The organism is Methylobacterium oxalidis (assembly GCF_007992195.1).
Lineage (GTDB): Bacteria > Pseudomonadota > Alphaproteobacteria > Rhizobiales > Beijerinckiaceae > Methylobacterium > Methylobacterium oxalidis.
In genome coordinates, this window is record NZ_BJZU01000044.1 from 16,924 (window position 1) to 30,076 (window position 13,153).

General features: G+C 69.3%; 9 protein-coding genes and 1 riboswitch. Of the genes, 7 read left to right on the plus strand and 2 right to left on the minus strand.

The annotated features are described in order from the left end of the window. Positions 1 to 36: 36 nt before the first annotated feature. A complete protein-coding gene (locus MOX02_RS11980; protein ID WP_147026022.1) occupies positions 37 to 666 on the minus strand; it encodes a trimeric intracellular cation channel family protein in 630 nt (209 codons plus the stop codon). A gap of 70 nt (positions 667 to 736) precedes the next feature. Next, complete coding sequence (locus tag MOX02_RS11985; RefSeq protein ID WP_174804916.1) at positions 737 to 1,471, minus strand: L,D-transpeptidase; 735 nt, start codon at positions 1,469 to 1,471, stop codon at positions 737 to 739. Positions 1,472 to 1,785: 314 nt separating this feature from the next. Continuing rightward, positions 1,786 to 1,875, minus strand: a riboswitch (glycine riboswitch). A 921-nt stretch (positions 1,876 to 2,796) separates the two neighbouring features. Here MOX02_RS11985 and MOX02_RS11990 point away from each other — a divergent pair. The 7 genes from MOX02_RS11990 (at position 2,797) to MOX02_RS12020 (ending at position 13,046) form a co-directional block, all read left to right on the plus strand. Next, positions 2,797 to 4,260 carry a glycosyltransferase gene (locus MOX02_RS11990; protein WP_147026023.1) on the plus strand — a complete coding sequence of 488 codons (1,464 nt, stop codon included), beginning with the start codon at positions 2,797 to 2,799 and terminating at the stop codon, positions 4,258 to 4,260. A 125-nt stretch (positions 4,261 to 4,385) separates the two neighbouring features. Next, entirely contained in the window at positions 4,386 to 7,550 is a 3,165-nt protein-coding gene (locus MOX02_RS11995; RefSeq protein ID WP_147026024.1) for a glycosyltransferase, read from the plus strand. A 61-nt stretch (positions 7,551 to 7,611) separates the two neighbouring features. Continuing rightward, the gene (locus MOX02_RS12000; RefSeq protein WP_147026025.1) at positions 7,612 to 8,211 is read left to right on the plus strand and encodes a cysteine hydrolase family protein; all 600 of its coding nucleotides are present in this window, start codon (positions 7,612 to 7,614) and stop codon (positions 8,209 to 8,211) included. 87 nt (positions 8,212 to 8,298) lie between these two features. Then, complete coding sequence (gene poxB, locus MOX02_RS12005; RefSeq protein WP_147026026.1) at positions 8,299 to 10,032, plus strand: ubiquinone-dependent pyruvate dehydrogenase; 1,734 nt, start codon at positions 8,299 to 8,301, stop codon at positions 10,030 to 10,032. A gap of 73 nt (positions 10,033 to 10,105) precedes the next feature. Then, positions 10,106 to 10,849 carry a (Fe-S)-binding protein gene (locus tag MOX02_RS12010; RefSeq protein ID WP_147026027.1) on the plus strand — a complete coding sequence of 248 codons (744 nt, stop codon included), beginning with the start codon at positions 10,106 to 10,108 and terminating at the stop codon, positions 10,847 to 10,849. Beyond that, entirely contained in the window at positions 10,846 to 12,456 is a 1,611-nt protein-coding gene (locus MOX02_RS12015; protein WP_147026028.1) for a lactate utilization protein B, read from the plus strand. The genes MOX02_RS12010 and MOX02_RS12015 overlap by 4 nt, the downstream gene beginning before the upstream one ends. After that, positions 12,453 to 13,046 carry a LutC/YkgG family protein gene (locus MOX02_RS12020; RefSeq protein ID WP_147026029.1) on the plus strand — a complete coding sequence of 198 codons (594 nt, stop codon included), beginning with the start codon at positions 12,453 to 12,455 and terminating at the stop codon, positions 13,044 to 13,046. Before MOX02_RS12015 ends, MOX02_RS12020 begins: the two co-directional genes overlap by 4 nt. Positions 13,047 to 13,153: the final 107 nt, after the last annotated feature.

The window sequence follows — 13,153 nt, forward strand, 5'->3', positions numbered from 1 at the left end:
CCTCGAAGTCGGCGCGCCGCGACGGATCGGCCGACGTCAATGATAGGGGATGCCGGCGCGGGGGCGATATCGCGGAAGCGTCAAGCCGAAGCGGAGCGATGCGGCCCGCACGAGGAGGGCGACGGCGAAGCCGATGCCCAACGCGAACTCGCGCGGGCTATCGAGGGCGGTCAGGATCGCGAAGACCGCTGCGCCGGCCCCCGCGGCCGAGGCATAGATCTCGCGACTGAGGATGACCGGGCTCTCGCCTCCGAGCAGATCGCGGATCACGCCCCCGAAGGTGGCCGTGACCACCCCCATGACGATGGCAACGAGGGGGCTCGCCCCGGCCTGCAAGGCCTTCTCCGCCCCGGCCACGGCGAACAGGGCCAGACCCAGGGCGTCGAGCCACAGCAGGTACCGGTAGCGGGACTGCGGGATGTGGGCGGTGAAGAACACCAACCCCGCGGCCAGCAGGCAGGTCAGCATGTAGGCCGGCTGGACCGTCCAGAACACCGGCAGCCCGAGCAACAGGTCCCGCAGCGTGCCGCCGCCGATGCCGGTCGCCGTGCCGAGGACCGCGAAGCCGACGAAGTCCATCTCTTTGCGGGAGGCCGCAAGCGCGCCCGTGACCGTGAAGACGATCACGCCGATCCAGTCCAGGGTTGTGGTCGCAGTCTCAAACATCGTATCTCGTCTCGGGTCTCGGCTGCGCTCGACGTCGCGGGAACGGCGGTGTTGCGGCTCGTCTCGACTGTCACTTGAAGAGCAGGACTTGGTTGTCCGAGCGGGGGCGCTCGTCCCATTCGCGCTGCACCATGACCTCGGGCTGCGAGGTCTTCACGACGACGGTCGTCCCGAGGGGGACGCGGCCGTAGAGGTCGAGGATGTCCTCGTTCAGGAGCCGGATGCAGCCCGATGAGTCGGTGCCGCCAACGGTCCAGGGCTCGTTGGTGCCGTGGATGCGGTAGAGCGTGTCCCGCTCCCCCTGGTAGAGGTAGAGGGCGCGGCACCCGAGGGGATTGTTGACCCCGGGCTCGACGTAGCGCGGGATGTCGGGCCGGCGCTTCAGCATGGCCGCGGTCGGCCGCCAGCCCGGCCACTTCGTCTTGCGCTTGATCACCGCGATGCCCGACCACGTGAAGCCAGCCCGCCCTACGCCGATGCCGTATCGGACCGCGGTCCGGTCCTCGCGCACCAGGAAGAGGAAGCGCTGGTGGGTGTCGATGACGACCGTGCCCCCACGTTCCGGCCCGTCGTAGTCCACGAGCTGTCGGCGGAACTCCGGCGGGACGAGGGCCAGGTCGACCTTCGGGATCTTGAAGGGCTCGTCCGGGATCTCGCCGACGTACCAGGCATCGCGGGTCGGTGGTGCTTCGACGGGCTGTGGCACCTCCGACGGTTCTGGCTTGCTGTCCCAGAAGAAGCCCTGAGCCCGTGCTGGGGCGAGCACGGCGGCAGCGAGCAGGACGGCGCGGCGGGTGGCCAACATCGGATGACATCCAGGGTGGGGGCGAAGGTGTCGGCCCGCGCAGGAGCGGACGCGCCGCATGGTCGATGCCGTGCGTGCGTCGAAGCCGCGGCTCACGAGGTGAGCCGGCCGGTGCGAATGGGGAGGGTGTATCGAGCCCTAGGGCGCGGGGTGTTGGGCTATGGGGACGTCATCACACAGGCCTCCAAGGTTGCTCCGCACGCGTCATGCGTGCGAGCCCCCTCTGTCATCGGCCTGAGAGCTTCGACGCAGCCTCGGGAGAGGTCGCGCCTTACACCATCGGCGGGAGCTGGCGCTCCGCTTTCCAGAGTGTTGAACGACGAGCGGTCCGGGTGCCTGAGAGTTTCCGGGGCGGTTGCTCCTTCGGCGGCCGGTCCAAGCCGGCTCTCTCCCGCTCGTCGATGTCTCGTCCCTTCTAGCCCCGAACGGTGAGGCAAGCCAGACAATTCGTTAGCTTGCGATCTAAAATGTGCGCTGGGGCACGTCATTGGTCCTGGACGGGGACAGGGAACAGTCTGGCTGGCACGTCGCACGACATCATCGGTGCGGGTAGGCTTCGGCCTGGAGGCCGCCGCGAAGGCCCGCGAGGCGCTGACGCCCGCCGCCCGCGCAGAGGGACTGGACCCTCAGGCGGTCCGTGGGGGGATGCGGTGGCTGTTGCTCCTGGGCAAGGCGTTCGCGGCGGAGGGGTGGACGCCTCCCACCTAGGGGAGGGTGCGAGCCCAGCTCCTATCGGGAACCCAGGGTGAAGCTATCTGTGTGAACAGGCTTCGCTCTGCCCGTTGCTGGCAACGTCATGCTGGTAAGCTTGAGGGGCCGCTCAGGGTCACAGTGAGACCTTCGACGAAGCCGGGTCGAACGTCCGCTTGCCCGCCAATCGAGCCTCGAAGCGGCCATTCTACTTTCGGCCATCATCGGTCGCTAAGCCCACTCGATCGGACTGCCCGTAAGCAGATCTTTTCACAGCCCGCTTCGGGTCAGCTCGGGCCTTCAGAACGGCCGAGTAAGAGCCGTGCTGGCAGGGAAGGGCCGCGGTTGCTGCTGGGGTTACACTTCCGTGGCGCTACGCCATTCGACAAATTCGAACGAGTGTAAGTGCGATTGCACGGAGGGCAGGGACAAGCCGGCCGACGTGCGGCCGTATGATTTTGTGAAATTTCGTGTGCCCTTGTGCAGTCCCGCAGAACCGAGCTACGACGCGATTCTGTTACTTCTAAGCGGCAGGTCGTAGGTTCGAGCCCTACCGGGGTCGCCAGACCACCGTCGGCCGGGTCGCCGCGCGGCGCCTCACGCCCGCGGCACATGCGGTCGGGAGCGGGGCTGGGATGATCGAGAGGGACATCTGGATCTCAGTCGATGGACGCGTGCCGCCCGCCTTGCTGACGCGGCAGGGCGCTGCGCTCGGCCTGCGCGGCTTCGTCCATCACCCGAGCACCCGGATCGCCGCCCTGCAGCTTCGCCTGATCCAGGGCGGACACAGCGTCGAAGCGCGGCAGGTCATTCTTGAGGACGGCCTGCTGGGCCCGACCGAGGCCGGGATCGACGACGCGTTCGACGGCGGCTTCTACGTCTCTGCAGTCTTCCCGCCATGCGAGGCTCTGCGAGACGGGCAGGCCTGGATCGACGCGACCGTGACCTGGGACCGGGGCACCGCGAGTTGCCTCAGGCTCGCGTCGGTCGATCTCATTCGCGTCGACCCGATCACCGAATCGGACAGCGCCGCGGCAGCCGGCCCGGCACGGATCGGCATCGCGATGGCGACCTTCAATCCCGATCTAGCCCTCTTCGCGCGCCAGATCGGCTCGATCCGCGCCCAGACCCATCCAGACTGGATCTGCGTGATCTCGGACGACGGTTCGCAGCCGGAGATCCTGCGCGCCATCGCCGCATCGATCGAGGACGAGCCCCGGTTTCGCCTCCTCCCGTCCGGCCGCAACTTGGGCTTCTACCGGAACTTCGAGCGCGCCTGCGCGGCGCTGCCGCCGAGCTGCGCCTTCGTCGCCCTCAGCGATCAGGACGACGTCTGGCTGCCCGAGCGCCTCGCCCGGCAGATCGCGACGGCAGAGGCCGTGCCATATTGCTGCTGCTACTCCGACATGGCCATCGTCCAGCCGCAGGGCGCCGTGGTGTCGCCGACCTACTGGGTGCACCGGGAAGCGCGTTGGGGCAGCCTCGGCGGCCTGCTCCTCGCCAACGTCGTGACCGGCATGACGGTCCTCGCACGCCGCGAGCTGATCGACGAGGCGCTGCCCTTTCCGGCGACTCCGGGCCTGACCTACCACGATCACTGGATCGCCCTCGTGGCCGGCAGGCGCGGGAGCCTTCGCTACGTCGCGGAACCGCTGGTGCGCTACGTTCAGCATGGGGGCAACCACACCGGGGCGCTGGTGCGATGGCCTGACTCCCAGGACGTGCTGCGCCAGACGCTGCGGCGGATCGGTCACTTCGCCAAAATAGGCGTGATCGGCGGCCGACTTCGACGCGCCGCCGCGGAGCCCAGCACGCTCGACTGGCTCGATATCGAGCCGGCCCGCCTCCGCATCCTCGTCGAACGCCTGACCATCCTCCCGGGAGGAAAGCCCGCCCGTGACCGCGCGCTCCGGCGGCTCAGCCGACGTTTCGGCCCCGTTCGCCTCCTGACCTGCGGCGCGAACTGGCGGGATCGCTACCGCCGCGGCGTCGCGATCGAGCTCGGCCTCGGGGGCCTCCTGAAGCGCGCGCTCGTCCGGCTCCTCAACATGGGGCACGTGAGGGCAGAGGCGCCGGCCGTCGAACGGCGCCCGGCCTGACGGCGAGCGCCGTCGGTATGATCGCGGTCCGGATCAGGAGCCGAACCCGGCGCGCCACGTTTCGCCGGATCCGAAAAACGGCTAAGCCCCGCCCGCGCCCGACACCTCACGGTTGAGAATAGGCATTGCGTCTCGTCAAGCATCTGAGGGGTCTCGCCGCGGGCGGTCGCCGCTGGCTCACGTCGCGGGCCGCCGCGCGCCCCTGGTTCACGATCTACGCGAGCGGCATCGTCGTCGTGGTGCCGGCCCGCAGGAAAGCAGCCGACATACAGGTCTCGGTTCGGACGCCCGGGGGGCCATTTCAAGGCCTTCCGATCGCGCGCGCGTTCACTCTCGGCTCCAGCCGCTACGCTCTCGCACAGCTACCCCATGACTGCCTCGCTCGCCCGGGCACCCTGTCGGTGGCTGTCCGGATCGGTGCGAGTGTCTGGCGGAAACGCTTCGAGGTCGGCCCGGGACGCTTCTCGGGACGCATCGACGGCGTGCGCGGGTACGCGCTCGAAGGCTGGGTGTCGCCGCTGTTCCCGGAGGCGGAGAACGCGCCGGCGCTCACGGTCTCCCTGCTGGTGGACGGCGTCGCGGCGACGACGTCGCCAGCAGAACAGTTCCGGCGCGAGCTGATGTTCGCGAGTGCGCGGGGAGGCTGGAACGGCTTTCGGCTGCCGCTGCCTTCGGCCGCCCTCGACGGCAACCCGCACCGCCTCGCGGTGCGGGTCGGCGACACCGCGATCGAGCACGGCTCCTGGGCGGCCAAGCCCAAATTCCACATCGACGCGCTGAGCCCGAACCGCATCGCGGGCTGGTTCTTCGACGCCGCAGCCGAGGATGCTCCCACTCCGCTCCGACTGGTCGCGGGAGGCAAGACTCTGGCGGAGGTCCGGACACATCACCGGCCCGACCTGAAGGCCGCCTTCGGACGGGACGCCACGGGCTTCGCCTTTCTCGATATCGACGTCGGAGGAGAGGTCGATCTCGTCGCCGGGCCGCCGGACGGAGGGATCCGCCTCGGCCGGTACGAGGCGACGACGCTCGCCGTGCGCATCGCCGCGCGGCGCGCCGAAGCGCGGGCGAAGCTGCTCGCACACGTTGAGCCCGATCGCACGCTCGGCGAGCGGCGCGCGATCCGGGGCCGCATCGTCGAGGTCGAGCGGTCCAACCGGGCGGCAGGCCTGTCGGAGCGGCGCGCTTCACCCGTCCTCGCCGAGCCGACGAACGTCACCCGGATCCCGCCGGTCTGCGCGATCGTACCGGCCTATAACGGGCTGAGCGATCTCAAGCTCTGCCTCGCCTCGCTGATTCCACAGCTCCAGCCCGGCCGGATCCGCGCGATCGTGATCAACGACGGCTCGCCCGACGCGACCGTCGGCGCGTACCTGACGGAGCTTGCCGCCGCGTGCCATCCGGGCCTGACGATCCTCGACAATCCGCGCAACCTCGGCTTCATCGCGACCGTCAACCGCGGCTTCTCGCTGCTGGAGCAGGGCGAGGATGCTCTGCTCGTCAACGCAGACACCATCCTTCCGCCCCGGCTCGTGGAACGGCTCGCTCGCCACTGCCACGCCCGGCCCGGCATCGCCAGCGTCACGCCGATGTCGAACAACGCCACCATCCTCAGCTTCCCGAGCGTGGTCGGCGTGAATCGTCCGGCCTTCGGGCTCGGGGTCACCGAGATCGACCATGCCTTCGCCGAGGCGGGCGGCGCGCCGGTGGAACTGCCGACGGCGGTAGGGTTCTGCATGCACCTCAATCGTGTTGCCCTCGACGAGGTCGGCACGTTCTCGACGGAGTGGGGGCGCGGATACTGCGAGGAGGTCGACTGGTGCCTTACCGCTCGCGATCTCGGCTGGATCCACGTCGTGGCGACCGACGCATTCGTGGTGCACGAGGGCTCGGTGTCCTTCGGTTCGGCAGAGCGCCTCGAGATCCTGGCCACGAACCACGCGCGCCTCGAAGCCCTCTACCCGGAATACGTGCCGGAGGTGGAAGCCTTCATGGAGGCGGATCCCGTCGAGCCTGTCCGGATCGCCGTCGCGCAGAAGCTGCTCGCGGGTCGGTTCGGCCGCCTGACCCTGCAGATCAGCCACGGACGCGGCGGCGGCACCGATCGCTACGTGCGCGACATGCGCGATCTGAGTCGAGAACCGGGTCACGCTTTCGCGGTTCTCACGCCGGTGAACGATGAGGGCGAGGATCCCCGCCTTGAGATCCGCTTCGATGACGATTTCGCCCTGACCCTCGGCGCGGGGCGCGTCGACGGCTTCCTGAAAAGCCTCGAAGCGGACGGCGTCGCCATCGAGCTGCACGTCAACTCACGTCTCAAATTCGATGCCGGCTTCCTGCGCAGCCTCCTGCAGGACCGGCCCTACGACGTCATGTTTCACGATTTCCAGTGGTTCTGTCCCCGCGTCCACCTGATCGACGGGCGACACTTCTACTGCGACGAGCCGCCTCCGCAGATCTGCCAGATCTGCGTCACCGGTGGCGTGCCCTACGGCTTCGGTGATCAGTCCGCCCTGATCGAGGCCGATCTTCCGGCCTGGCTCGCCTTCAACGCGGAGATCCTGGGCGGCGCCCGGCGCCTGACGGCGCCCTCGCGCGACACCGCCGCCCGCTACGTCCGCCGCTTCGGCCTGGAAGCGGTGGTGGCCTTGCCGCATCCCGAGCCGGAGCCCACCGGCACCGTGCGGATCGTGGGCCGGCGCGCGGAGGGGGCGCGCGCGCTGACCGTCGCGGTGGTCGGCGCCATCGGCTGGCACAAGGGCTACAACCTTCTCCTGAGGACGGTGGAGCAGGCAGCCCGCGAACGGGCACCGATCCACTTCTCCGTTGTCGGCATCACAGCCGACGATGCGCGTTTCGTCCGGCTGGGCAACGCTTCCGTCTCAGGCCGCTACCATCCGTCCGAGTTGAAGGCGCGGCTCGCGGCCGTCGGTCCGGATGCCGTGCTGCTACCGAGCGTCTGGCCGGAGACCTACTCCTACGTCCTCTCCGAGGTCTGGGCGGCAGGCTATCCGGTCGTCACCTTCGATTTCGGCGCACCGGCCGAGCGAATCCGCGCGCAGGGCGGCGGCATTCTGATCCCGCCGACGAGCGACCCGCACGAACTTCTCGGCCACCTGCTCACCCTCCGCGATCGGCTGGCATCGATGCCGCCGCACGTGGCGCCGGGGCCTGCACCTGCGACGCTCGATGAGTACAATCGCGCCGGCGAGCCCGTGACTGCGGACGACGTGCCGGCGACACTCGGGACAGATGCCGTGCGAGCGTCCGATCGACCAAGGTCGCATTGACGGATCCGCGCCGACGCTCTCCTGTTCCTGTCACCGCGACGACCCGGGGAGGGACACCGGCATGAGCGACCTCAAGACACTGCGCGACCTCTCGGGCTTGAGCCCGCGCCCGGCCTCGCTGGCGGGCTCGGCCCTCGTGATGATCGATCTGCAGAACACCTATCGCGAGGGCGTGATGCGCCTCGATGGCGTCGAGGCGGCAATCCAGGAGGCGAGCGATCTCCTCGGCAGGGCGCGCGCGGCAGGCATTCCGATCTTCCACGTCCGTCACGACGCGGGTCCGGGCTCGCCCTACGACGTGACGGCCCCGATCGGCCAGATCAGCGACGAGGTCGCGCCGAGAGGCGACGAGCCTGTGATCACCAAGGCGTACCCGAGCTCGTTCGTCGGCACGGACCTTCAGGCCCGGCTCGAGGCGGCGGGCGTCGAGGACGTGATATTGGCGGGCTTCATGACGCACATGTGCGTCAACTCCACCGCCCGCAGTGCCTTCAACCTCGGGTTCCGCCCGACCGTCGTGGCGTCCGCCACCGCCACGCGCGACCTGCGCGCGCCGGATGGCAGCGTGGTCCCGGCCGCGCAGATGCAGGCAGCGAGCCTCGCCGCGCTGGCCGACCTCTTCGCGGTGGTCGCGCCCCGCTCCGCGGACCTGGGCGGCTGAGCGGCACGCCGCGTCTCGCAGCGGGGCGGAACGCGGCTTCGGCTCGGCAGTTCGCTCACAAGCGCGTGCCGAGCCGGGAGCCGGGCCATGACCATCCGCAACGTCGCCGATCTCGTCGTCGAGACCCTCCAGGAGGTCGGCGTCGCCCGCATCTACGGGGTCGTCGGCGACAGCCTCAACGCGATCACGGAGGCGATCCGCTCACGCGGCAAGATCGAGTGGGTCCATGTCCGCCACGAGGAGGCGGGCGCCTTCGCGGCGGGTGCCGAGAGCCAGGTCACCGGCCGGCTCGCGGTCTGCGCGGGCTCCTGCGGGCCGGGCCACGTCCACCTGATCAACGGCCTCTACGATTGCCACCGCACCCGCACGCCGGTCCTGGCCATCGCCGCGCACATCCCCTCGCCGGAGATCGGCTCCGGCTACTTCCAGGAGACGGACCCGAAGCACCTCTTCCGCGAGTGCTCGCACTATTGCGAAACGGTCTCGGACCCGGCGCAGCTGCCCTACGTGCTGGAGAACGCGCTCCGGGCCGCCATCGGGCAGCAGGGCGTCGCGGTCGTCATCATCCCAGGCGACGTGGCGGTGAAGGACGCGCCGATCCGCTCCGTCGGGCCCGTCCGCGGTCTCGTCCCGCCGAAGCCGGTGGTACGGCCGGCGGAGGCGGAGCTCGACGCGCTCGCCGATCTGCTCAACGGCTCGAAGCGGATCACGCTCCTGTGCGGGCGAGGCTGTGCGGGAGCCCATCCGCAACTCCTGCAGCTCGCCGAGACCCTGAAGAGCCCGATCGTGCACGCGCTCGGCGGCAAGGAATACGTCGAGTACGACAACCCCTACGACGTGGGCATGACGGGCCTGATCGGCTTCTCGTCGGGCTACGCGGCGATGCACGCCTGCGAGACCCTGCTGATGCTCGGCACCGATTTCCCCTACAAGCAGTTCTACCCGGCCGACGCGCGGGTCGCCCAGGTCGATCTGCGGCCGCAGCAGCTCGGCCGCCGCTGCAAGCTCGATCTCGGCATCGTCGGCGACGTGGCCACGACCATCGAGGCGCTCCTGCCGAAGCTTCAGGTCAAGGCGGACCGGAGCTACCTCGACTCGAGCCTCAAGCACTACGCCAAGGCGCGCGAGGATCTCGACGAGCTCGCCACCGGTAAGCCGGGCCGGAAGCCGATCCACCCGCAATTCCTCGCCAAGGTGGTGAGCGAGGCGGCAGCCGAGGACGCGATCTTCACGGCCGACGTCGGCACCCCGACGATCTGGGCGGCGCGCTACCTCCGGATGAACGGGCGGCGGCGCCTTCTGGGCTCTTGGGTGCACGGCTCTATGGCCAATGCGATGGCGCAGGGGCTCGGCGCGCAGGCCGCGGACCGGCGGCGCCAGGTCGTCTCGCTGTCCGGCGACGGCGGTTTCGCCATGCTGATGGGCGACCTCCTCACGCTGCGCCAGCAGAACCTGCCCGTGAAGATCGTCGTCTTCAACAACGGCACGCTCGGCTTCGTCGAGATGGAGATGAAGGCGGCGGGGTACCTGGAGACCGGCGTCGCACTGGAGAATCCGGATTTCGCCGCCCTGGCCCGCGCCGTCGGCATCCACGGCCTGCGGGTCGAGGATCCGGGCGACCTCGAGGGCGCCGCCCGCGAGGTCTTCGGTCACGCGGGTCCGGCTCTCCTCGACGTGGTGGTCAACCGCCAGGAACTCTCGATCCCGCCGAAGATCGACGGCCAGCAGGTCAAGGGCTTCAGCCTCTACGTGCTTCGGGCGGTGATGAGCGGACGCGGTGACGCGGTTCTCGACCTCGCCAAGACGAACCTCATCCGTTAGACCGGGCGTCTGACCTTTTAAGCATTCCAGTCTGGCGCGGCCCGAAGCGCCGGACAGCGGTGAGCCGTTTCCCATGCGCGTCGGACTGTTCGTGCCGTGCTACGTCGATGCCTTCGAGCCGGAGGTGGGCATCGCGACGCTCGAACTCTTGGAACGCCTCGGCCTCGACGTCACGTATCCCTACGACCAGACGTGCTGCGGCCAACCGATGACCAACACCGGCTGCCACGCGGAAGCCGCCGCGACCGAAGCCCTGTTCGTGAAGAACTTCTCCGGCTTCGATCACATCGTCGTGCCCTCCGGCAGCTGCGCGCATCAGGTGCGCGCCCACCTCACCGCCATACCCCAGACCGAAGAGGTCCGGCATGTCCGGGCGCAGACCTACGAGCTCGTCGAGTTCCTGCACGACGTGCTCAAGGTCGAGGCGTTTCCCTGGGCCGAGTTCCCGCACAGGGTGAGCTACCACTCGAACTGCAACGCGCTGCGCGGCATCGGCCACGCCCGGCCGAGCGAGATCAACGCGCCGTTCTTCTCGAAGCCCCTCGACCTCCTCTCCAAGGTTAAGGGGCTGGAGGTCGTCGAGATCGCGCGGCCCGACGAGTGCTGCGGCTTCGGCGGCACCTTCTCGGTGTTCGAGCCGGCCGTGTCGGCCAAGATGGGCTACGACAAGGTGACGGACCATGCCCGGGCCGGAGCGCATTACGTGGTCTCGGCCGATTCCTCCTGCATGATGCACCAGAAGGGCTGCGCCGAGCGCCTCGGCGTCCCTCTCAAGTTCATCCACATCGCCCAGGTTCTCAACGGAGCCGCCGCATGAGCGCGCCAGACGATCTCCGCGTCCACGACGGCGCCGCCCGGCGCGACGGCCTGATCCATCCGGACATGCGCCAGCCCTCCGACGAGGGCGAGCGAGGCCAGGACGGCGGGCGCCTCCAGCACGCCGAGGCGACCTCCCAGCCGATCAGCGCCGCCCCGAAGGCGGCCCGCACCCGCGAGCCGCAGCCCCGGGGTGCCAAGGTCAAGGGCAACCGGCCGATCGATCAGGCCGAGGCCGCCGAGCGCTTCATCGCGGCCCCGCTCCACCTGAAGGCTCACGACGAGCGCCTGTGGGACCTGCGCAGGAAGCGGGACACGGTCGCCCACGCGATTCCCGAATGGGAGGAGCTGCGCGAGCTCGCCTCGCAGATCAAGGCGCACACCCTGTCGAACCTCGACCGCTACCTGGAGGAGTTCGAGGCGAACGCGCGGGCGAACGGCGTCCACGTCCACTGGGCGGCGGACGGGGCGGAGCACAACCGCATCGTCCACGGCATCCTGAAGGATCACGGCGCGAAGACCCTGATCAAGTCGAAGTCGATGCTCACCGAGGAGTGCGGCTTCCGGCACTACATGGCCGCGCAGGGCATCGAGATCGTCGAGACCGACCTCGGCGAGCGCATTCAGCAGCTCGACAACGAGGATCCGAGCCACGTCGTCTGCCCGGCCGTGCACAAGACCCGGCTCGACGTGGCCGAGGTCTTCGCCCGCACCCTCGGGACCGACCCAGACAACGACGACATCCACTACCTGGCCGAGAGCCAGCGCGAGACGACCCGCCCCCACATCCTCACGGCCGATGCGGGCATGACGGGCTGCAACTTCGCCATCGCCGAGACCGGCACGGTGGTGACCTGCACCAACGAAGGCAACGCAGACCTCTCGGGCAACGTGCCGAAGCTGCAGATCCACTCGATCGGCATCGAGAAGCTGATCCCTCGCACCGAGCATCTCGGCGTGTTCATCCGCCTGCTGTCGCGCTCGGCCCTCGGCTCGCCGATCACCCAGTACACGTCGCATTTCCGCGGCCCGCGTAAGGGCACCGAGATGCACATGGTGCTGGTCGACAACGGCCGCTCGGCGCGCCTCGGCATGGAGGAGTTCTGGACCTCGCTGAAGTGCATCCGCTGCGGGGCCTGCATGAACACCTGCCCGGTCTACCGCCGCTCCGGTGGCCTCTCGTACGGGGCGACCTACTCGGGACCGATCGGGCTCATCATCGACCCGACCTTCAACAAGCGGAAATACTCGACGCTGCCCTTCTCCTCGACGATGAACGGCTCCTGCACCAACGTCTGCCCGGTCAAGATCAACATCCACGAGCAGATCTTCGCCTGGCGCAAGGTGCTCGCAGAGGAGCACGAGATTCCGCTGGTCAAGAAGGGCATGATGAAGGCGGCCGGCCAGGTTCTGAGCCGGCCTGCCGCCTACCGGGCCGCGATCGGCGCGGCGGATTCCGCGCTCCGCGTGCTGCCGCGGTTTGCCGTCTACAACCCGGTCAACACCTGGGGGAAGGGCCGCGAGATGCCCCACACCCCGCGCCAGAGCTTCCACGCCTGGTACCGGCAGAACCGCATGAAGACGGACAAGTCCGGAGGCGAGGCGTGAGTTCGCGCGAGGCGATCCTCTCGGCGATCCGGCAGAACCGGCCCGCCGGCCGCTACGAGCTGCCGCCGCTACCCGACTTCGCGCCGCTCGTCGGGCCCGATCTCGTCGCCGAGTTCGCGGACCGCCTGAAGCGGATGGGCGGGCGCGTGGCCGAGAGCGAGGCCGGCGGCGATCCGCTGGCGGCCGTGCGCGAGCGGATCGCCGCGGCGAAGGTCGTCGCCTCGGCCGTTCCCGAGGTGGCGGGGAACCGCGATCTCGCGCAGGTGGCGAACCCGGGCGACCTCGCGGACGTCGACGTGGCGGTGGTGCGCGCGGTGTTCGGCGTCGCCGAGACGGGCTCGGTGCTGTTCACGCAGGACGAGTTGCGGGTGAACGCGGTGGCCTATCTGGCCCAGCACCTGATCGTCCTCCTCGACCCCGCCGACATCCTCGTCAACATCCAGGCCGCCTACCGCCGGCCGGACTTCGCGCGCGCCGCGTACGCGGTGCTTCACACGGGCCCCTCCGCCACCGCCGACATCGAGGGCGTGCTGATTCACGGGGCGCAGGGCGTGCGCTCGCTCACCGTCGTGCTGATGCCGCGGAGCTGATCGCCGCGAAGCGTGCGGGCGCGGCATGCAGATCCGCGTCGGCCGGACGGACAGGACGGGACCGGCCAGCGCGCGGTCGCCGCGATCTCATTCAGGGAAACCTGACC